The organism is Niallia sp. FSL R7-0271 (assembly GCF_038005785.1).
In the GTDB taxonomy this organism is placed as follows: Bacteria; Bacillota; Bacilli; order Bacillales; family Cytobacillaceae; genus Niallia.
Genome location: NZ_JBBOTZ010000001.1, coordinates 2524709 through 2543929, shown reverse-complemented (window position 1 = coordinate 2543929; position 19221 = coordinate 2524709). Strand labels below are relative to the sequence as shown.

The following is a 19221-nucleotide window of genomic DNA, read 5'->3' as shown; positions in this document are numbered from 1 at the left end:
GAAGCTTTGCATGTCTTTTTTTGCTTAAATGGAGATATCTCCATTATATTCCCATAATCCGAGCTGCCCTTTAGCAGGGATAAATACATCCAGCTGCTTCATAGAGCTCACTTCCCAAGCATAATTGCCGACAGTGTAGTCACCAAGGAAAAATTCATTGCCGATAACAAGGCGGCCATCTGCCAACACTGCCTCATTCTCTCGGCTGTCTATCACTCGTAAGCAGTCTGTTAACATGCAGACGCCGATAATCATTCCTGTTGGGAGAGTGTCTGGCGCTTGGCCTTTTAAGTTCAACAGTTTTTGAATATTGGGATGGCTGCTTGCCTTCTTGTCTATTTTCTTACTCGTATGAATGGCAAGAGGTCCGCGGTAATTTGTTTTCCACGACCTTGTCTCGAATTTACTTTCACCAAGTACAAATAAACTTGCCCAAGGCTGGATCATGGATAGAACTTTCATATAAAGAAGCCAACCTTCCTATAAAGAATATGTGAATAAATCACTGAATGACATATTCCTGCAAAAAATCATCAATTACTTTTTCATATTCTTCTTTATTTTCATTATAGCTTTGGGCATGAAAACCATTTAATGCTAAAAAAAGCTTTTTAGGTCCTTGTTTCTTTTCAAAAAGCTCCTGTGTCATATGCGGCAAAATAAAGGAGTCTTTTTCACTATGGATAAACAGCATCGGCTTCGCGATTTTATCAATAACTGCAATGGGAGACACTTGGCGGATAGAATATCGTTCTCTTGCCCGCAGAAAAACATCAGCAATTGGCAGAAACAGTTTTCCAGGCACCTTCATTTCAGCTTTGACAAGATGATTAAGCTGTTCGCCAAAATCGGAAAAAGGGCAATCAGCAATATAAAAATCAGCACCGTCTTCGACCATCCCGGCATATAGAATCATCGTGGCAGCTCCCATCGATTCCCCGTGAATACCTAAAAGTATGTCTTTGCCTTTGTCTGCCTTTAACCAATCAACAACAGCTTTTAAATCGAATTTTTCGTAATGACCAAAGCTCGTTGTTTTTCCGCCAGACTCCCCGTGACGACGATGATCATAAATGACAACATTAAATCCTCTCTCAAGAAACAAGTTCATATATTTAATGGAGTTCGTTTTGCTTTCCGTCACCCCGTGGGCAATAATAATATACCGCTTTTCAGGGAAAGGCTCTGCTACAACTGCTTTCAGCATGTATCCATATGGGGAAGGGATGGTTACTTCCCGTTTTTTTAGGGATTCCAGAACTTCTGGCTTAAGTCTTCCAGCTGCTTTTTCCCTGTTAAAAATAAATTCGTCTTCTTTTTTCTTCATATACATCAATCGGTTCGTACAATATACACCGATGGATGAGATAAAAACTAAGAATGAAAAAAAATAGCGAAAAAATTTTTTCACATTCATTCCTCCGAACAAAATATTTCATTTCAAAAAACTAATATGAGTTTACCATTATTTTCTATAGAAACAAAGCGGACAATAATATAATTTGCACCCCTTGTCTCCTTACTGGCTTTTAGCTAAGCATGAAACAAGCTTTGCTAGTATTATACATACACAAAAACACGAGATTCGATACACATAAAAGCCTAAACAGGAAAAGATGAGTCAAGTGAGTAATTGTATAAGCTTCCAACGAACAAACGCTCCAAAATTATGGTATGATACTTTCATCAGGTTTTACAGAAAGGACGATGAAAGGAATGGCAGAACATCATTTTCATTTGCAGGCAAATTGGCCAGGACTTCGTAATGATATTGGCACAATTGAAAGCGGCAATTTAAAAACACAAATTTCTATTCCAAAGGAAATGGATGGTCCAGGTGTCGGGACAAATCCTGATGAAATGCTGCTCGGTGCAGCGGCTACTTGCTTTATAATTACATTGGCAGCAATGATGGAAAGAAGCAAATTAGATAAAAATAGCTTAACATTGGCATCGGAAGCGATTGTAGATGTGACAAACGGTGTCTTTACATATAAAGAAATCATCCATCGTCCAAATATAGTTCTTCCAGCTGGATCTTCAAGCAAAGAGGTGGAGCTTGCAAAAAGGCTCGCGGAAAAGGCAGAGGCATCTTGCATGATTACAAGAGCAATTAAAGGCAATGTTAAGGTTAGCCTTGAAGAGACGATTACAATCGAAGATTAATGGAAAGGTGGTTTCTTGCCATGAGAAAACAAAACAGACCTGCAAAAAAGGATAACGCAGATAAGCCTGTAACACTTGGAGATATGCTGAATGAACAGCTTGCCAAACAGCTTAAGGATAAGAAGCAGGAGCTGAAAGCTGCAGAAGAAGAAAAACTTAAAGTCGAAGAAGAAAGAAAAAAAGAAGAGCGCAGGCAGCGTGATAAAAACAAAAGCTTTGAAGAACTTTTGAACGAGACCCCTATGAATTGGAAAGAATACAAATAAAAAAAGCAGGCTAAAATCCTGCTTTTTTTTGTTTACTCTTATCGGTGATCCTTATAGAAGGAAGCTTTTGATACGGCTTGAATGACTTTTTGTTCGTCCTGAGTTAAGGCAATGCTGTTAACAGCTCTGGCGTTTTCCTGCAGCTGTTCCACACTGCTAGCCCCAGCAATAACAGTAGCAACTGCCGGATTGGAAAGATTGTATTGGACAGCTGCTTCCAAAATAGAGCGTTTGCCTTCAAAGCGTGCCTGTAAACCTTCCAGTGTGGAGCGGAGCTCTTCTTCACTGTAGTCTAAATAGCCTTTTGCCGTAAGCTTTTTTAGGTAATTATCACTCAGCAAGCCCTTTGCTACTGGACCGCGCGTGACAACACTGATTCCGCTGTCATGAAGAAGTGGCAAGGCTTCCTCTTCTGGACGCCTGTCCAATATGCTGTATTGCATCATAACTGAAACAATATTAGAACGCTTTACATATTCTCTAATAACGTTTGGGCGGATGGAAGAAATGCCGTAATAACGGATATAACCTTCTGCTTTTAGCTCTTCGAATGCCTCAATCGTCTCCTCAATAGGATCATCGAGCGTTCCGCCGTGAAGCTGGTACAAGTCGATATAATCTGTATCAAGGCGTTTCAAGCTTTGTTTGGCCGCTTCTTTTATATAAGCCTTGCTGGCATCCCACGTCCAGCCTTCTTTGTTTTCCTGCCACTTGTTGCCAGCTTTAGAAGCAATAATAACATTCTCTCGGTTTTGCTTAAAGAATTTACCTAAGATTTGTTCATTCTGTCCGAAATCATATAAATCGGCTGTGTCAAAATAATTAACGCCTGCTTCCAGTGCTGCTTCAAGGATAGGGAAGGCTGTTTTTTCGTCTGTCCCAAGACTCATGCAGCCTAGTCCGAGAGCAGAAACATGTAAATCAGATTGACCTAAACGATTTTTCTTCATAAGCACACCTCTCTCACTAGTATTTCCATCTTTATTTTAACGAAAAGGAGGAGAAGAAGACAAAAAAAGTGGCTTAAAGTTTGTCTTCTTTTTTCTGCAGTGTTTTTTCGCCCTTTATCCAATCCTTAATATAAACATAGTCTTTACGGTAGTTTTTAAGCATATGCCGGACTTGCCATGCCTTTCCAGTCAGTATAATGGCTTTTTCCTGTTTATAAATCTTCAAAGACATCCTCCGTTTCCTTCCCTTTTGCACAGGGAAATAAGTATAATGAAATATATGAAAAATGGAATTGCTTAGAACAGGAGTGAAGGACAAATGGAAAATTTAGAAGAAAAGACAATCAGCACAGAGAAGATTTTTAACGGGAGAATTATTTCCTTACAAGTGGATGAGGTAATGCTTCCGAATGGCAGTACTTCCAAAAGAGAGATTATTAAGCATCCTGGAGCTGTTGCAGTTATAGCGATAACAGAAGAAGGGAAGCTTGTGGTGGTGGAGCAATACAGGAAAGCCTTGGAAAAAGCGATTGTGGAAATTCCGGCAGGCAAGCTTGAAAAGGATGAGGACCCAGCTCTTTGTGCAAGAAGGGAATTAGAGGAAGAAACCGGCTATGGCTGTAAAGAAATGAAGCTTATCAGCTCCTTTTATACTTCCCCTGGCTTTGCTGATGAAATTGTCCATGTATACTTGGCGAGCGGTCTTTATAAAATAGAAAATGCGGCAGAACTAGATGAAGATGAATTCGTCAACTTGATGGAAATTACAATGGAGGAAGCACAAAGCTTAATAACGGAGCAAAAAATCTTTGATGCCAAAACAATGTATGCCGTCCAGTACTGGCAGCTTCTAGGAAAATAAGGTGATTTAATGATTCGCATATTTGCAGATTTACATATCCATATCGGCAGAACAGCAAGCGGTAAGGCAGTAAAAATCACAGGATCTCGTACATTGACGCTTTTGAACATTATCGAATATGCCAGTTATCAAAAGGGGCTTGATATGATTGGAATTATCGATTGCCATTCGCCAGAAATACTAATGGAAATGGATGAATACATCGCAAAAGGCAGAATGGTTCAAAAGACAGGCGGGGGACTGGAGATGGATGGAATAACCATTATTCCTGGTTCTGAGCTTGAAATATATGATGATTCTTGTAAAGGGCCTATCCATGTGCTCTGTTATATGCCGACATTGACGGCTATGAAGGAATTCTCATCATGGCTTTCTAAATACATGAAAAACATTCAATTAAGCTCACAGCGCATCTATGTGACAGGCAAAGAACTGCAAAAAAAGGTAAAGAGTCTTGGCGGTTTGTTTATTCCTGCACATATCTTTACACCATATAAAAGTTTGTACGGAAGCGGCGTAAAAGCATCCCTTTCAGAAGTTTTTGATCCAGATTTGATTGATGCTGTAGAACTGGGCCTAAGCTCGAATACTATGATGGCAGATCAGATCAAGGAGCTACACAGCTATACGTATATCACCAATTCAGATGCCCATTCTCTGGCAAAAATTGCCCGAGAGTATCAAATTTTAGAGGTAGAGGAAGCATCCTTCACAGAGCTGGAGAAAGCATTGCAGGGTGTCGATGGCCGGCAAGTCGCAGAAAACTATGGAATGGATCCTTTGTTAGGCAAATATCATAATACAGTTTGTTTAAAATGCCACAAGCCATTAGGAGAAGAGGAAGAGGTATGCTCAAGCTGCGGGCATAAAAACGGAAAAAAAGGGGTGGCTGTAAGGATAAAAGAGCTTGCCACTGCTGGTGATAAGCCGTCAAGGCCGCCCTATATTCATCAAGTTCCACTGGAGTTTATTCCAGGTTTAGGGAAAAAAACACTTGAGAAGCTGCTTCATTATTTTTCGACGGAAATGCAAATTATTCACGAAGCACCGTATGAGCAGCTTGCTGAAATACTTCCGACTCAGGTGGCCGAATATATCCAAGCTGCAAGAGCTGGCAAGCTGTCGCTCACTGTTGGCGGCGGCGGCAGGTATGGGCGTGTTTCTAATAAAAATGACGAATAAAAAACGAGAAGAAATGGCGGATTGGCCGTTTCTTTTCGTTTTTTGTCATGAGTTAAGTCAAAGCAAACACACAAGTATCTCTAAGGGTACTTCCGTCTGCGCTCATACAATCCTTCCTTTGAATTCCTTCCAGCGTAAATCCGAGCTTTTCAGGGATGTTTCTACTTTTTGTATTGAGAGGGTCACAGCGAATCTCAATTCGATTTGCTTTTAGAACATCTTTCGCAAATTGGACCAATCCCTTCGTGCTTTCCGTAATATAGCCACATCCAGCAAATCTTGAATCACACCAGTAGCCGATTTCAAAAATGCGCACATCCCAATTAATTTTGTGAAGGCCAGTTGATCCAATAAATGTGTCTGTCTCTTTCAAGAAGATATGCAAGCGAATGTCTTCTCGTAAAATAAATTTAGCATACGACCTTCTAATATTCTCTTCTATTTCTTCGTATGTCTGCTGTTTGTGGGCAAAAGGGAGCCAATCTTGCAGCTCTTGCAAGGAATGCTGGATGCTGTCCAAAACTAGTTTTCCGTCACCTGGTAGGCATGGCCTTAAATACAGTCTGTCTGTTTCTATTCTAGGAGGAAAATCAAGGAGGATTGGTTTCATAAGCGCTCGCCCCTTCTATTGGTTTCTTTTAGTATACGTGCTGCCATCTATAATTTACAGATACTTTTGGTAGAAAAATACTAGATTTGCTAGTCATATACTGCTGAATCTTTTCATAGAATGAACTAACAGATTGGCACAGAGGAGAGGTAGCAATGAAAAAAAATAAGTACCAGAACATTCTAGCAAATCATTTTCGGGAGCATTCCTCCATCTATTTATTTATTGCGGTGTTGTTTTTGATGGGTGTCATATTTGGAGCAATTGTCGTGAACAGTTTAACATTGAGCCAAAAGGAAGATTTATTCTATTATCTGTCACAGTTTTTCAGCCAAATTTCTAATGGCAAGGTTGCTGACAGCAAGGATTTATTTATTCAAAGCTTTTCTCATAACAGTAAATTCATCGGCTTGATGTGGCTCTTGGGTATTTCTATCATCGGTTTGCCGGTTATTCTCATTTTATTGTTCATTAAAGGGATGGTTGTTGGATTTACAGTCGGATTTTTAGTAAACCAGATGGGCTGGAACGGCTTCTTGCTTTCTTTTGTGTCTGTTTTGCCTCAAAATATTATCATTATCCCGATTTTTATCATCTCTGCAACCTTGTCTGTTTCGTTTTCATTTAAGATGATTAGACAGCAATTTATGAAAAAAATGGGAGAGCCGATGCTGCCGTTATTTGGAAGATATATGTTTCTGCTGTTTGCTGCTATGATATTCCTTGCTGCTGCCGCTGGAGTGGAGGCCTATATTTCACCAGGACTTATGAAATCGATTATTAATATGGTAGAATCATTTATAGGGTTCATCCCGAAAGTGTAAGTAAATTATAATTATTTTAATTAACAAATAATTATTGATTCTTATTTATAATAATTTTTATTAGGATTCTATTCCTTCTTCTGTTATAATGATATGGACAGTGGCTAGGGAGGGACTTTCGGAATGGAAAGTAGAATAGATAGAATAAAAAAGCTGTTGCATTCTTCGAGCTATAAATTAACTCCTCAAAGGGAAGCAACAGTGAGGGTTTTGCTAGAGAATGAAGAAGACCACTTAAGTGCAGAAGATGTTTACCTCCTTGTAAAAGAGAAATCTCCCGAGATTGGATTAGCGACAGTTTACCGGACATTAGAGCTGCTGACTGAGCTGAAAATAGTCGACAAGATAAATTTCGGTGACGGTGTTTCTAGATATGACTTGCGACAAGAAGGTGCAGCTCACTTTCACCATCATTTAGTATGCATAGAATGTGGAGCTGTTGATGAAATTCAAGAGGATTTATTAGGGGATGTTGAAAAAGTGGTTGAACGTGACTGGAACTTTAAAATAAAAGATCACCGTTTAACCTTTCATGGAATATGTCATCGCTGTATTGAAAAAAGTGCAGATTAATCAAAGAATGAGAAACCTTTTTCATATGGAGAAGGTTTTTTGCATTGTTTAGTAGTTTTAGGCCCTATTACAGGTATATTTACTCCGTAAACTGGCATAGCTTTTAGTATGACACTAGTTTGGAGGAGTAATAATGCTGCAATGGTCTAAAGTAGTTTTTCGGACAGCAAAGGTTTTTTTGCTGTTTGTAGGATGCACAGTTCTTTTTTATTATGCGCTTATATGGTTTAATGAAGAATATCAGGATTTTCATCGTTATGATGAACCATCTGGAGCTGCTGTGAAAGTGAGCGGTGATGGAAAGGCAGAGGAGTTTTCCTGGAAGGAACGAATATTTCTTTTTTACTTAAATGGGGAGTAATGACTAATGGAAGAACAGCTAAAGGACTTTATGCATTTTTTATTGGTGGAGAAGGGTCTGGCAAAAAACACTCTAGTTTCGTATGAACGGGATTTGAAATCCTACAGTAAGTACATGAAAGAAGTAGAGATGGTTAGCCTTACCGATATTCAGCGTGCACATATTGTTCGGTTTTTGGGGTTTTTGAAAGATAACGGAAAATCTTCTAAAACAATTGCCAGACACATAGCTTCTATCAGAGCGTTTCACCAATTCCTTTTTCGGGACAGGGTGACCGAAGAGGATCCGACCGTACATATTGAATCGCCGCAAGGAGAAAGGTCATTGCCTAAGGTGCTGTCTATGAAAGAGGTAGAGGCGTTGCTTGAATTTCCGAATAAGCTGGATCATTTTGGAAAAAGAGACAAGGCTATGCTGGAGCTTTTATATGCAACAGGAATACGGGTGAGTGAGCTGATTCAGTTGAATATGGATGATGTCCATTTAATGATGGGCTTCGTTCGGTGTATCGGTAAAGGGAATAAGGAGCGAATCATTCCAATCGGGGGTGCCGCCACAAGGGCGCTTACAGAATACCTTGAAGAAGGAAGACCTGCTTTTATAAGCAAAAAAGAAGTAGGAGATGCCCTGTTTCTAAACCATCACGGCAGAAGACTGTCACGGCAAGGCTTCTGGAAAATCTTAAAACGACTCGGCAAAGAAGCGGAGATTAATAAGGAGATAACTCCCCATACCCTAAGGCATTCTTTTGCGACACATCTGCTTGAGAATGGGGCAGATCTGCGGGCAGTTCAAGAAATGCTTGGACATGCTGACATCTCTACAACACAAATTTATACACATGTTACAAAAACAAGATTAAAAGACGTTTATAGTCAATATCATCCAAGAGCATAGGGGCAGCCCTTTCACCTTTTTTCATACAATGGTGGAAGGACTGGCCCTAAAATTATTTTTATGCAAATAGATGTCAGACTTCTGACAATATGCTATAATTTTTTAGGTTAAAGATACATACTAAAGGGTAAAATAGGATGATTAATTCATATATAGGAGGTAATTAAATGTCCACATATCCATTTAAAAGGGTATTCCTAATTGTGATGGATTCAGTCGGAATTGGTGAAGCTCCTGATGCTGAAAAATTCGGCGATTTAGGTGCCCATACTTTTGGTCATATAGCTGAAAAGATGAATGGTCTCCATATGCCAAATATGGGGAAACTTGGCTTGAGCAACATCGAAGAAATTAAAGGTATTGATAAAGCAGACAAGCCGATGGCTCATTATACGAAAATGCAGGAAGCATCAAACGGCAAGGATACAATGACTGGTCACTGGGAAATCATGGGCCTGCGTATTGACACACCGTTTCGTGTTTTCCCGGAAGGATTCCCGGATGAGCTGTTAAATGAATTAAAAGCAAAAACAGGCAGAGAAATTATCGGCAATAAACCTGCCAGCGGTACGGAAATTTTAGATGAGCTTGGCGAAGAGCATATGAAAACAGGTGCCTTGATTGTCTATACATCAGCTGATTCTGTCCTGCAAATTGCAGCACATGAAGAAGTTGTACCATTAAAGGAGCTTTACGAGATTTGTGAAATTGCAAGAGAATTGACACTTGATGAGAAGTATATGGTAGGCAGAATTATTGCAAGACCGTTTGTCGGTGAACCAGGCAGCTTTAAAAGAACAGCAAACCGCCATGATTATGCGTTGAAGCCGTTTGAAAGAACAGTAATGAACGAACTGAAAGACAGCGGTTTTGACAGCATTGCTATCGGTAAAATCTCTGATATATATGATGGCGAAGGTGTTACTAAGTCACTAAGAACCGTATCGAATATGGATGGGATGGATAAGCTGCTTGAAACTTTACATATGGACTTTACGGGATTAAGCTTCTTAAATCTTGTCGATTTTGATGCTCTTTACGGACATAGACGTGATCCAATCGGCTATGGCAAGGCGCTTGAGGAATATGATGCAAGGCTTTCAGAAGTGCTGCCGCTCTTAAACGAGGATGATGTGCTGATTATCACAGCAGACCACGGAAATGATCCTGTCCATCATGGAACTGACCATACGAGAGAGTATGTGCCGCTGTTAGTATACAACAAAAAAATCAGTGCAGGACAACAGCTTCCGTTAAGAGAAACGTTCGCGGACATTGGCGCAACGATTGCAGAAAACTTTAATGTCTCTATGCCAAAAAACGGAAAGAGCTTTTTAAAAGAGTTAATATAAGGAGCAGTGAACATGGATTATACTAAAATTAAACAATCAGCAGACTTTTTGAAGGGAAAATATTCCGCTGTGCCAAAAATTGGCCTCATCTTAGGCTCAGGACTTGGTGTTCTAGCTGAAGAAATCGAAAATGCTGTAAAAATTCCGTACGAGCAAATTCCAGAATTCCCAGTTTCAACAGTAGAAGGCCATGCTGGTCAGCTTGTATTTGGAACAATTGGCGGTGTGGAAGTTGTTGCAATGCAAGGGAGATTCCATTATTACGAAGGGTACACTTTTGAAAAAGTGACATTCCCAGTTCGTGTTATGAAAGAATTAGGTGTCGAAAACTTAATCGTAACAAATGCAGCAGGCGGTGTGAATGAATCATACGCTCCTGGAGACTTAATGCTTATTTCAGATCATATTAATAATATGGGAACAAACCCGCTTATCGGCCCAAATGATTCTGCCCTAGGCGTTAGATTCCCTGATATGTCTGAAGCATATTGCAAAAATTTACGTTCAACAGCTAAAGAAATCGCTGCAAGCATCGGCTTAAAGGTACAAGAAGGCGTATATGTCGGTAACACAGGTCCATCGTATGAAACACCGGCAGAGGTTAGAATGCTTAGAGTTCTTGGCGGAGATGCAGTCGGTATGTCAACAGTTCCAGAGGTAATTGTTGCTAGACATGCTGGACTTAAAGTCCTTGGAATCTCTTGTATTTCCAACATGGCAGCAGGTATTCTTGACCAGCCGTTGAATCATGAAGAAGTAATTGAAACGACAGAAAAAGTTAAAGCAGACTTCCTTAAATATGTGAAAGAATTGGTTACAAAAATCGGCGAATAGTAGATAAGGGGATTCTCACTATGAAAATGCGAATGGTTGATTTAATTGAGAAAAAACGTGATGGACGCGAATTGACGGAAGAGGAAATTTCTTTCATTATCAACGGCTATACAGATGGTACAATACCTGATTATCAAATCAGTGCATTTACAATGGCAGTGTTTTTTCAAGGCATGACCGAGAAGGAACGAGCTGATTTAACAATGGCAATGGTTCATTCCGGTGATGTAATCGACCTGTCGGCAATTGAAGGAATCAAAGTTGACAAACATTCTACTGGCGGTGTCGGCGATACGACGACACTTGTACTCGGCCCGCTCGTTGCGGCTGTAGGCGTTCCTGTTGCGAAAATGAGCGGCAGGGGTCTTGGCCATACTGGCGGAACGATTGATAAATTAGAAGCAGTAAAAGGTTTCCATGTGGAAATCGATAAAGAAGAATTTATTAAACTAGTAAATAAAAATAAGGTTGCTGTCATTGGTCAAAGCGGCAATCTGACTCCTGCTGATAAGAAATTGTATGCTTTAAGAGATGTTACGGCAACAGTAAACAGTATTCCTCTTATTGCAAGCAGCATAATGAGCAAAAAAATCGCTGCCGGTGCTGACGCGATTTGTCTTGATGTTAAAACAGGGGCAGGAGCTTTTATGAAGTCATTGGATGACTCAAGGGAACTTGCAGAAGCAATGGTTCGAATCGGCAATAATGTCGGCCGCAAGACGATGGCAATTATTTCTGACATGAGCCAGCCGCTTGGATTTGCCATCGGTAATGCTCTAGAAGTGAAGGAAGCAATCGATACATTAAAGGGTCAAGGACCAGCAGACTTAACAGAGCTTTGTCTCACTCTAGGCTCTCAGATGGTGTATTTAGCGGAGAAGGCTGAAAGTATTGAAACAGCGAGAGAAATGCTCGAGGATGCAATTAAGAGCGGCAAAGCCTTGGAAACGTTCAAGCTGTTTTTAGAATCACAAGGCGGCGATTCAAGTGTTGTGGATGAGCCTGAGCGTCTTCCACAAGCACAATACAAGCTTGAGCTACCTGCAAAGGAGTCCGGCTATGTGGCAGAAATCACGGCTGATAGTATCGGAACAGCAGCGATGATTCTAGGTGCTGGCAGAGCGACGAAGGAGTCAGAAATTGACTTAGCTGTTGGATTGGTTCTAAACAAGAAAATCGGTGACAAGGTGGAAGCAGGCGAATCCCTTGTGACGATTTATAGTAATACAGACAATGTCGATGATGTTAAACAAAGATTATATGAGCATATTAAAGTGACAGATCAAAAAGTAGATGCTCCTGAATTAATTTATGAAGTAATTACAGGCTAAATAAAGCAGGAAGGAAGGTCGAGGCGAACTCGATCTTCTTTTATAGCAAACTAATTAGACAGATATCTAATTAGTTTGCTATAATGACATTAATTACTTGAGGAGGGTGCTGCTTGTGAATATAGAGTTGACGAAAGTAAAAGTGAAAAAAGGTAAATCTGCAGTCGTGGATAAATGGATGGCGCTTCTAAATAAGGAAATGGACAAGGTGCTGCTGACGTTGGAAGATGAAAAAATGTATGTGGAAACAATCTTTCGGGAGGTTACAGGCGGTGAGGAATTTCTTTATTGGTACTCAATCCAAGGTGAAGGGGGAGCTTTGTTAGCGGAATCCAAACATGAAATAGATAACCTTCATATTGCCTATTGGGAGGAATGTATAGACAAGGAATATGAGCCAGTACATATGAAAAATGAGGTTGTCATGATACAGAATAAAGTGATGGATGTTCTTCAATAAAAATGTTTTCGTCAGATTTCCTGACTGATTAGTGGCACGAATTAAAAAGATGGGTTATGCTTTTAAAATACAGAATATTCATTCTTCTTTTTGTAACTAATTGATTAGGAGGCTTTATATGAGTAAAACAGATGTAGTAGAGTGGCTGAACGAACATGAACAATTCTTTACTGACATGGCGAAGGATATATGGGAACATCCGCAGCTTGCTTATGAGGAAACGCATGCTGTCGGGCTGCAAATAGCAGCACTGCAAAATGCCGGGTTTACGGTTACAAAAAATGCAGGAGGCTCAGAAACGGCTTTTATTGCAGAGTTTGGTAGCGGCAGTCCAGTCATCGGCATATTAGGAGAATATGATGCATTGCCAGGTCTTTCTCAAACCGTATCGCCAGTTCGGGAGGAAATAGTTGCAAACGGTCCAGGCCATGGCTGCGGACACAATCTATTAGGGACAGCAGGGGTGGCAGCAGTTATTGCCTTAAAAGAGAAAATGGCAGAGGAAAGCCTCACTGGAACGATTCGTTATTATGGCTGTCCGGCCGAAGAGGTTCTGTCAGGCAAGACCTTTATGGCAAGAGAAGGAGTATTTGATGATTTAGATTGTGCCCTTACTTGGCACCCAGGTACTGCTAATATGACGTCAAACTTTAGCATGCAAGCAATGGTGTCAATTAAATTCCATTTCAGCGGAATTGCCGCACATGCTGCAGGAGCTCCTCATGCCGGCAGAAGTGCACTTGATGCCGTGGAAATCATGAATATTGGCAGCAATTATTTGCGAGAACATATCCTCGATGGCTCGAGAATACATTATGTCATTACTAATGGAGGTTTTGCTCCTAATGTTGTTCCAGATGCTAGCACCGTGTGGTATTATATCCGGGCTGCCACAAAGGAACAAGTGGACGAATTGCTTGAAAGGGTAAAAAAATGTGCCGATGGAGCGGCCATAATGACAGAAACGACAGTTCGTTCTGAAATTCTTGCTTTCGCCTATGAAACATTGCCCAACGATACATTAAACGGGCTAATGCTGAAAAATATGGAGGAGAACCCGTTATTCTTTACAGAAGAGGAAAAACAATTTGCAAGTGAAGTTATCGCTTCCATTGACCCAAGTATCGTTGCTACATCTAAACAGCGCATTGCAGCATTCACAGATGATCTCCTTCCAACAGTCAATATTGACGATCAAAGAATGAAAGGTGTATCAATCGGTGGTTCAACAGATGTCGGCGATGTAAGCTGGATCACCCCTGTAGGACAAGTGATGACAACTTGTGCACCGGTAGGAGTTCAAGCGCATTCCTGGCAAGCAACGGCTTGTTATGGCAGCTCTATCGGCTTTAAAGGAATGCATTTAGCTGCCAAAACAATGGCTTTAACACTTTATGATTTGTTGGAAGATCATTCTTTAATAGACGAAGCTAAACAAGAGTTTGCAAAAACATCGGCTGTGAAACTTTATGAGCCTGGAATACCGGCAGATGTAATGCCGCCAAATCAAGTGAGACAGCTTATCCACGAATAATTGCATACAAAAAGGGAAGCGTTAAAATTAGCTTCCCTTTTTTTCTTATTGCTTTGTTAATATCTCAGGCCCATTTGCTGTGATTGCGAGCGTATGCTCATATTGAGCTGAGAGACTGCCGTCTACTGTTCTTGCAGTCCAGCCATCTAAATCAACCTTCGCATGATACATTCCGGTATTTAACATTGGTTCTATCGTGATAACCATGCCTTCTTTCAGCCTTCTACCCAAATTTGGAGGACCAAAATGAGGAATTTGCGGCTCTTCATGCATGTCTCTGCCAATCGCATGGCCGACAAAGTCGCGAACAACGGCATAGCCTTTTGACTCTGCAAAGGTTTGAATGGCATGGGAAATGTCGCCGACCCTGTTTCCTACAACTGCTTGCTCTATCCCTTTATACAGGGCCTCTTCTGTCGTTTTCAGCAAGTTTTGCGCTTCCTCCGAAATCGTTCCGACCGCATAGGACCAGGCAGAATCGGCAAGCCATCCGTCTAAATTCACCACCATATCAATTGTAACGATATCGCCATTTTTTAAAGCAGTCTTGTTTGGAAATCCGTGGCAAATAACATCGTTGACAGATGCGCATGTCGCAAAAGGATAACCGTGATATCCCTTCTGCTCAGGTGTTGCTCCTCTTTTTGTGATATATTCTTCTGCAAATCTATCAATCTCAAGTGTTGTAATGCCAGGTTTAATTAACTTGCGGATTTCCTTATGGCAATCTGCAAGGATTTCCCCGGCTTTCTTCATCTTTTCGATTTGCTCCTTTGTTTTTATTTGAATCAAAATTTCTCCTCCTTTATTTCGAAAAAACCACTAAGTTAATACAGCTTATTTCTATAGCCGAACTATTTATATAACAGTCTAAAAATAGCTTAAATGCATGATTGTGTCAAGGATACTCACTCCTCGTGCGCACAGTAGTCTTCCTAAGAAAAATATTTATAGCTGACTGTATAAAAAAAACATGATTGGAAAAAATGGGACAGTATATAGAATGGAGGGTCTTTGAGATGAAACGCATCGCAACAATCTTTTTAACCATGTTACTATTTGCATCTATGTTGGCACCAAGCACACTTGCTGCAGAGAAAAGTAGTGAATTGGTGGACAATGTTAAATCAGCTATTTTGATTGACAGAGACACTGGGACAGTACTATATGAGAAAAACAGCAATGAAGAGCTGCCGCCGGCAAGTATGACAAAAATAATGACTATGCTTTTAATCATGGAAGCACTCGATCAAGGTAAACTCAAAATAGACGAGAAAATCAGGACGAGTGAACATGCAGCTTCAATGGGCGGCTCCCAAATCTTCTTGGAGCCTGGAGAAGAAATGACAACAGAGGAAATGCTTAAAGGCATTGCAATCGGGTCTGGGAATGATGCAGCAGTGGCAGTAGCCGAAAGACTTGCTGGCTCAGAAGAAGCATTTGTAGAAATGATGAACAAAAAAGCGAGCAGTTTAGGATTGAAGAATACAGCATTCAAGAATGTCACAGGCCTCCCGGTCGATGAGCATTACAGCACAGCACATGATATGGCTATCATGGCGAAGGAATTATTGAAATATGAGGATATCACTAAATTTACAGGTACATATGAGGCGTACTTGCGAGAAGACTCTGACAAGAAGTTCTGGCTTGTAAATACTAATCGTCTTGTTAAGTTTTATCCTGGAGTAGACGGCTTGAAAACGGGATTCACGAAAGAAGCAAAATACTGCCTGACAGCAACTGCCCAAAAGAATGGAATGCGTGTGATTGCTGTTGTTTTTGGTGCGCCTACATCAAAAGAGCGGAATGCACAAGTAACAAAAATGCTTGATTATGCATTTAGCCAATACGAAACGCATCCAGTCTATAAGAGGAATGAGCTTATCGGCAAAGTAAATGTAAGCAAAGGGGACCAAAAACAGGCATCAGCTGTTACAAGCGAACCAATCTCTCTATTGACGAAAAAGGGAGAAAAGGTTGATGACGTAGAGAAAAAAATCGTCATGAACAAAAACTTAAAAGCCCCAATTGCAAAGGGTCAGGAAATCGGCAAGGTCCAATTTGTGAAAGATGGCAAGACAATCGTGGAAAGTCCGCTCGTATCGCAAACAGAAATTAAAGAAGCAGGCTGGTGGACACTGTTTAAACGAACTGCCGGTATGTTTACAAAAACGCAATAAGCTTGCTAAAACTGTCAGCATTCCTCTTTTTTTAGCGAATCAACACTAGTTTTGTCTTGCTTGAAGGAAATGCAGGATTAAAGGTAGAATTGACTCACTAACCTAAAAAGAGGAGGCTATGGATAGTGAGTCTTAATATTGAGCTGGAAACAAAAAACAATGTTCTTTGTATTCGTTTAGCAGGGGAATTAGATCATCACTACGCAGAAGAGCTGCGCACAAAAGCGACTGATGCGATAGAGAGCAGAAATATTCGCCATATTGTTTTAAACTTAGAGCATTTATCATTTATGGATAGTTCAGGCTTAGGAGTAATCTTAGGCAGATATAAACAAATAAAGCAGCTAGGCGGAGAAATGGTGATTTGCGCAATCTCCCCGAGTGTACAACGGTTGTTTGATATGTCTGGCATGTTTAAGATAATGAAGCTGGAAACAAATGAACAATTTGCACTTGAAAGATTGGGGGTTGCATAAATGAGAAATGAAATGCATTTGCAATTCAGCGCACAAAGCCAAAACGAATCCTTCGCAAGGGTAACTGTCGCTGCTTTTATTACACAGCTTGATCCAACGATGGATGAGTTGACAGAAATCAAAACAGTCGTATCAGAAGCGGTCACAAACTGTATTATTCATGGTTATGAAAATGACCCTGACGGGATTGTCTACATTTCAGTCATTATGGAAGATTCCTTTATCGATTTGACCATTCGTGATGATGGAAGAGGAATTATGGATGTAGAAGAAGCAAGACAGCCGTTATTTACGACAAAGCCTGAATTGGAAAGATCCGGAATGGGATTCACCATCATGGAAAATTTTATGGACGAAATTGAAGTGCATTCTAGCCCAGAAAATGGAACTGAGATCCGCCTGCGCAAGCATTTAATAAAGAGCAAAATGCTAAGCAATTAAGGAGAATCGCTTATGGATGTGGAGGTAAAAAAGGAGAAAGAAACGTATTTAAAAGACCATGAAGTGAAGGAGCTTATCAAAAGAAGCCAAGATGGCGATCAGTCAGCTAGAGATACAATAGTCCAGAAGAATATGCGACTTGTATGGTCAGTCGTGCAAAGGTTTTTGAACAGAGGCTACGATCCGGATGACTTATTTCAGATCGGTTGTATCGGATTGCTTAAATCAGTAGATAAATTTGATTTAAGCTATGATGTGAAGTTCTCGACCTATGCAGTCCCGATGATCATTGGCGAAATTCAGCGCTTTATCCGTGATGACGGAACCGTGAAAGTGAGCCGCTCCTTAAAGGAACTGAGCAATAAAATCAGGAAAGCAAAAGATGAACTCTCCAAGCAGTACGGCCGTACACCAACTGTTGGAGAGATTTCAGAGCATCTTGATATTCCGCCGGAAGATATTGTCTTAGCACAAGAGGCCGCCAGAACACCGTCCTCTATCCATGAGACAGTATATGAAAATGACGGCGATCCTATTACCCTTCTAGACCAGATAGATGATGGCAATGAGGGCAAATGGTTTGATAAAATCGCCCTGCAAGAGGCGATTAGGGAACTCGACGAAAGAGAAAGGCTGATTGTGTATTTGCGCTATTACAAAGATCAGACACAATCTGAAGTTGCAACCCGGCTTGGAATATCCCAAGTCCAAGTATCACGCCTTGAGAAAAAAATATTGCTACAAATGAAAGAGCAGATGGATATTTAATATCCATCTGCTCTTTTTATATGGAAATATTACCAAAAAAATTATCATTATAAATTGCCCACATTAAGCAAATACTACCATCATCGTAAAAACATTAGATGATTGGATGTGTTGATGAATGGCTGAGACAGTCTATATTCGGATGAGAAATCGTATCGAAAAAAGATTGAATGAAGAAGTGCTGCTGAAGGATTTAGCCCAAGTAATAGCTGCTGATAGCTTAATGGAACAATTGAATAATTTGATAATCTATTCTATTTCAGAGAGTGACCGTAACATCATCATCATCGACAGCACAAGGGTAATTAAGGCAATACGCAGCTTCAATCTAAACTTGGAGATACAGATTATCGGTCCTGCACAAACCATCATTGAAGTCATCCTCAAAAAAAAAGAAGTGTCTATACCGCTGTTCCTTTTGGTTTGGCTGCTCCTTTTTATTGGCTCTGCCTTGACTATTATGAATTTTCATGAAGACGTCAGCATGCAGGCAGTCCACCAAAAGCTGTATAAAATCATTACAGGAAAAGAGGTAGAAAAGCCTCTCATCTTCCAAATTCCCTATAGTCTAGGTTTAGGCTTAGGAATGATCATTTTTTTCAACCATGTATTCAAAAAGCGTTTTAATGAGGAACCAAGCCCCCTGGAAGTAGAAGTTTTCTCTTATCAGCAAGCTTTGGACCAATATGTCATCATGCATGAAAATAAAGAAAGCATGAAAAAATTAGATGATCATTAAAATACTTGCTGTCCTTTTTATTGGGGGAGCTTGGGGAATAACAGTCGGAGCCGGTTATGTTGCTTTTTTAACCGTCTTTGGGATTATTCCGAGATTGACGCAGCTGACGAAAACAGGAAGCAAGATATATTCCTATGAATGGTCTGTCGTCTGCGGTGCAGTCTGCGGTACATTCGTCTTTTTGAGAGAACCAGCCTTCTCATTACCAGCCATTCTGTTAACAGTAATGGGTCTAGCCGGTGGAATCTATATAGGTATGATTGCTGCAGCACTTACAGAAGTATTAAATGTTTTTCCTCTTCTCGCAAAAAGGGTAAGCCTCGATGATCGGCTGCTCGTATTGATGATGGCACTTGTCTTTGGTAAAATCTTTGGCTCCTTATTTCACTGGATGTATTTTGCACCGTAGATT

At 40.4% G+C, this 19221-nt stretch carries 25 protein-coding genes; 19 read left to right on the top strand and 6 right to left on the bottom strand.

The genetic code is table 11. The annotated features are described in order from the left end of the window. Window positions 1–24: 24 nt before the first annotated feature. Window positions 25–462, bottom strand: coding sequence for an ASCH domain-containing protein (locus MKX82_RS13055; RefSeq protein ID WP_237941682.1), 438 nt, complete (start codon window positions 460–462; stop codon window positions 25–27). Window positions 463–502: 40 nt separating this feature from the next. Then, window positions 503–1411, bottom strand: a complete 909-nt coding sequence (locus tag MKX82_RS13050) for an alpha/beta hydrolase (RefSeq protein ID WP_233313254.1) — start codon at window positions 1409–1411, stop codon at window positions 503–505. Between the two features lie 305 nt (window positions 1412–1716). Here MKX82_RS13050 and MKX82_RS13045 point away from each other — a divergent pair, with 305 nt between their 5' ends. Then, the gene (locus MKX82_RS13045; protein WP_233313256.1) at window positions 1717–2166 is read left to right on the top strand and encodes an OsmC family protein; all 450 of its coding nucleotides are present in this window, start codon (window positions 1717–1719) and stop codon (window positions 2164–2166) included. Window positions 2167–2186: 20 nt separating this feature from the next. Continuing rightward, complete coding sequence (locus MKX82_RS13040) at window positions 2187–2432, top strand: YqkE family protein (RefSeq protein WP_341077670.1); 246 nt, start codon at window positions 2187–2189, stop codon at window positions 2430–2432. A gap of 38 nt (window positions 2433–2470) precedes the next feature. Here MKX82_RS13040 and MKX82_RS13035 read toward each other — a convergent pair whose 3' ends face one another. Together MKX82_RS13035 and mciZ are read right to left on the bottom strand one after the other, a co-directional pair. Beyond that, on the bottom strand, window positions 2471–3382 hold the full coding sequence (locus MKX82_RS13035) for an aldo/keto reductase (RefSeq protein WP_233313258.1): 912 nt from the start codon (window positions 3380–3382) through the stop codon (window positions 2471–2473). A gap of 73 nt (window positions 3383–3455) precedes the next feature. Then, complete coding sequence (mciZ, locus tag MKX82_RS13030; protein WP_233313259.1) at window positions 3456–3608, bottom strand: Z-ring formation inhibitor MciZ; 153 nt, start codon at window positions 3606–3608, stop codon at window positions 3456–3458. A gap of 93 nt (window positions 3609–3701) precedes the next feature. On the opposite strand from mciZ, the gene MKX82_RS13025 reads away from it, so the two are divergent. Together MKX82_RS13025 and MKX82_RS13020 are read left to right on the top strand one after the other, a co-directional pair. Continuing rightward, the gene (locus tag MKX82_RS13025; RefSeq protein ID WP_233313260.1) at window positions 3702–4244 is read left to right on the top strand and encodes an NUDIX hydrolase; all 543 of its coding nucleotides are present in this window, start codon (window positions 3702–3704) and stop codon (window positions 4242–4244) included. Between the two features lie 9 nt (window positions 4245–4253). Further along, entirely contained in the window at window positions 4254–5426 is a 1173-nt protein-coding gene (locus MKX82_RS13020) for an endonuclease Q family protein (RefSeq protein ID WP_341077663.1), read from the top strand. A gap of 52 nt (window positions 5427–5478) precedes the next feature. Here MKX82_RS13020 and MKX82_RS13015 read toward each other — a convergent pair whose 3' ends face one another. After that, window positions 5479–6036, bottom strand: a complete 558-nt coding sequence (locus MKX82_RS13015; protein WP_233313263.1) for a GNAT family N-acetyltransferase — start codon at window positions 6034–6036, stop codon at window positions 5479–5481. A 155-nt stretch (window positions 6037–6191) separates the two neighbouring features. Here MKX82_RS13015 and spoIIM point away from each other — a divergent pair, with 155 nt between their 5' ends. The 9 genes from spoIIM (at window position 6192) to MKX82_RS12970 (ending at window position 14202) form a co-directional block, all read left to right on the top strand. After that, window positions 6192–6860, top strand: coding sequence for a stage II sporulation protein M (gene spoIIM, locus MKX82_RS13010; protein WP_233313264.1), 669 nt, complete (start codon window positions 6192–6194; stop codon window positions 6858–6860). A 123-nt stretch (window positions 6861–6983) separates the two neighbouring features. Beyond that, window positions 6984–7433, top strand: a complete 450-nt coding sequence (fur, locus tag MKX82_RS13005; RefSeq protein WP_233313267.1) for a ferric iron uptake transcriptional regulator — start codon at window positions 6984–6986, stop codon at window positions 7431–7433. A 133-nt stretch (window positions 7434–7566) separates the two neighbouring features. Next, window positions 7567–7794, top strand: coding sequence for a YqzK family protein (locus MKX82_RS13000; RefSeq protein WP_237941678.1), 228 nt, complete (start codon window positions 7567–7569; stop codon window positions 7792–7794). A gap of 6 nt (window positions 7795–7800) precedes the next feature. Beyond that, window positions 7801–8691 (top strand): site-specific tyrosine recombinase XerD, encoded by an 891-nt coding sequence (gene xerD, locus MKX82_RS12995; protein WP_341077658.1) that lies wholly within the window; start codon window positions 7801–7803, stop codon window positions 8689–8691. A gap of 167 nt (window positions 8692–8858) precedes the next feature. Further along, window positions 8859–10043: a phosphopentomutase gene (deoB, locus tag MKX82_RS12990; RefSeq protein WP_341077656.1), complete on the top strand. Its 1185-nt coding sequence runs from the start codon at window positions 8859–8861 to the stop codon at window positions 10041–10043. A 12-nt stretch (window positions 10044–10055) separates the two neighbouring features. Next, a complete protein-coding gene (locus MKX82_RS12985) occupies window positions 10056–10877 on the top strand; it encodes a purine-nucleoside phosphorylase (protein ID WP_233313274.1) in 822 nt (273 codons plus the stop codon). A gap of 26 nt (window positions 10878–10903) precedes the next feature. Further along, complete coding sequence (locus MKX82_RS12980; RefSeq protein WP_341079537.1) at window positions 10904–12208, top strand: pyrimidine-nucleoside phosphorylase; 1305 nt, start codon at window positions 10904–10906, stop codon at window positions 12206–12208. 115 nt (window positions 12209–12323) lie between these two features. Beyond that, window positions 12324–12668, top strand: a complete 345-nt coding sequence (locus tag MKX82_RS12975; RefSeq protein ID WP_233313279.1) for a DUF6176 family protein — start codon at window positions 12324–12326, stop codon at window positions 12666–12668. Between the two features lie 118 nt (window positions 12669–12786). Continuing rightward, the gene (locus MKX82_RS12970) at window positions 12787–14202 is read left to right on the top strand and encodes an amidohydrolase (protein ID WP_341077653.1); all 1416 of its coding nucleotides are present in this window, start codon (window positions 12787–12789) and stop codon (window positions 14200–14202) included. A gap of 45 nt (window positions 14203–14247) precedes the next feature. On the opposite strand, the gene map is transcribed toward MKX82_RS12970, so the two are convergent. Then, window positions 14248–14994: a type I methionyl aminopeptidase gene (gene map / locus MKX82_RS12965; protein ID WP_233313282.1), complete on the bottom strand. Its 747-nt coding sequence runs from the start codon at window positions 14992–14994 to the stop codon at window positions 14248–14250. A gap of 227 nt (window positions 14995–15221) precedes the next feature. On the opposite strand from map, the gene MKX82_RS12960 reads away from it, so the two are divergent. The 6 genes from MKX82_RS12960 (at window position 15222) to MKX82_RS12935 (ending at window position 19218) form a co-directional block, all read left to right on the top strand. After that, window positions 15222–16385, top strand: coding sequence for a D-alanyl-D-alanine carboxypeptidase family protein (locus MKX82_RS12960; RefSeq protein ID WP_237941676.1), 1164 nt, complete (start codon window positions 15222–15224; stop codon window positions 16383–16385). A gap of 125 nt (window positions 16386–16510) precedes the next feature. Continuing rightward, window positions 16511–16861 (top strand): anti-sigma F factor antagonist, encoded by a 351-nt coding sequence (gene spoIIAA / locus MKX82_RS12955; RefSeq protein WP_233313286.1) that lies wholly within the window; start codon window positions 16511–16513, stop codon window positions 16859–16861. Next, complete coding sequence (gene spoIIAB / locus MKX82_RS12950) at window positions 16862–17302, top strand: anti-sigma F factor (protein ID WP_233313288.1); 441 nt, start codon at window positions 16862–16864, stop codon at window positions 17300–17302. A 12-nt stretch (window positions 17303–17314) separates the two neighbouring features. After that, complete coding sequence (gene sigF, locus MKX82_RS12945) at window positions 17315–18070, top strand: RNA polymerase sporulation sigma factor SigF (protein ID WP_233313290.1); 756 nt, start codon at window positions 17315–17317, stop codon at window positions 18068–18070. 118 nt (window positions 18071–18188) lie between these two features. Then, entirely contained in the window at window positions 18189–18809 is a 621-nt protein-coding gene (locus MKX82_RS12940; protein WP_341077646.1) for a stage V sporulation protein AA, read from the top strand. Continuing rightward, the gene (locus tag MKX82_RS12935; RefSeq protein WP_233313293.1) at window positions 18799–19218 is read left to right on the top strand and encodes a stage V sporulation protein AB; all 420 of its coding nucleotides are present in this window, start codon (window positions 18799–18801) and stop codon (window positions 19216–19218) included. Before MKX82_RS12940 ends, MKX82_RS12935 begins: the two co-directional genes overlap by 11 nt. Window positions 19219–19221: the final 3 nt, after the last annotated feature.

Coding starts and splice junctions, on each gene's coding strand:
- fur (WP_233313267.1), top strand. CDS start 6,984: ATGGAAAGTAGAATAGATAGAATAAAAAAGCTGTTGCATTCTTCGAGC.
- MKX82_RS13025 (WP_233313260.1), top strand. CDS start 3,702: ATGGAAAATTTAGAAGAAAAGACAATCAGCACAGAGAAGATTTTTAAC.
- MKX82_RS13015 (WP_233313263.1), bottom strand. CDS start 6,036: ATGAAACCAATCCTCCTTGATTTTCCTCCTAGAATAGAAACAGACAGA.
- MKX82_RS12960 (WP_237941676.1), top strand. CDS start 15,222: ATGAAACGCATCGCAACAATCTTTTTAACCATGTTACTATTTGCATCT.
- MKX82_RS13055 (WP_237941682.1), bottom strand. CDS start 462: ATGAAAGTTCTATCCATGATCCAGCCTTGGGCAAGTTTATTTGTACTT.
- MKX82_RS13035 (WP_233313258.1), bottom strand. CDS start 3,382: ATGAAGAAAAATCGTTTAGGTCAATCTGATTTACATGTTTCTGCTCTC.
- MKX82_RS13045 (WP_233313256.1), top strand. CDS start 1,717: ATGGCAGAACATCATTTTCATTTGCAGGCAAATTGGCCAGGACTTCGT.
- spoIIM (WP_233313264.1), top strand. CDS start 6,192: ATGAAAAAAAATAAGTACCAGAACATTCTAGCAAATCATTTTCGGGAG.
- MKX82_RS13020 (WP_341077663.1), top strand. CDS start 4,254: ATGATTCGCATATTTGCAGATTTACATATCCATATCGGCAGAACAGCA.
- xerD (WP_341077658.1), top strand. CDS start 7,801: ATGGAAGAACAGCTAAAGGACTTTATGCATTTTTTATTGGTGGAGAAG.
- deoB (WP_341077656.1), top strand. CDS start 8,859: ATGTCCACATATCCATTTAAAAGGGTATTCCTAATTGTGATGGATTCA.
- MKX82_RS13000 (WP_237941678.1), top strand. CDS start 7,567: ATGCTGCAATGGTCTAAAGTAGTTTTTCGGACAGCAAAGGTTTTTTTG.
- MKX82_RS12970 (WP_341077653.1), top strand. CDS start 12,787: ATGAGTAAAACAGATGTAGTAGAGTGGCTGAACGAACATGAACAATTC.
- sigF (WP_233313290.1), top strand. CDS start 17,315: ATGGATGTGGAGGTAAAAAAGGAGAAAGAAACGTATTTAAAAGACCAT.
- MKX82_RS13040 (WP_341077670.1), top strand. CDS start 2,187: ATGAGAAAACAAAACAGACCTGCAAAAAAGGATAACGCAGATAAGCCT.
- MKX82_RS12940 (WP_341077646.1), top strand. CDS start 18,189: ATGGCTGAGACAGTCTATATTCGGATGAGAAATCGTATCGAAAAAAGA.
- MKX82_RS12985 (WP_233313274.1), top strand. CDS start 10,056: ATGGATTATACTAAAATTAAACAATCAGCAGACTTTTTGAAGGGAAAA.
- MKX82_RS12980 (WP_341079537.1), top strand. CDS start 10,904: ATGCGAATGGTTGATTTAATTGAGAAAAAACGTGATGGACGCGAATTG.
- MKX82_RS12935 (WP_233313293.1), top strand. CDS start 18,799: ATGATCATTAAAATACTTGCTGTCCTTTTTATTGGGGGAGCTTGGGGA.
- spoIIAB (WP_233313288.1), top strand. CDS start 16,862: ATGAGAAATGAAATGCATTTGCAATTCAGCGCACAAAGCCAAAACGAA.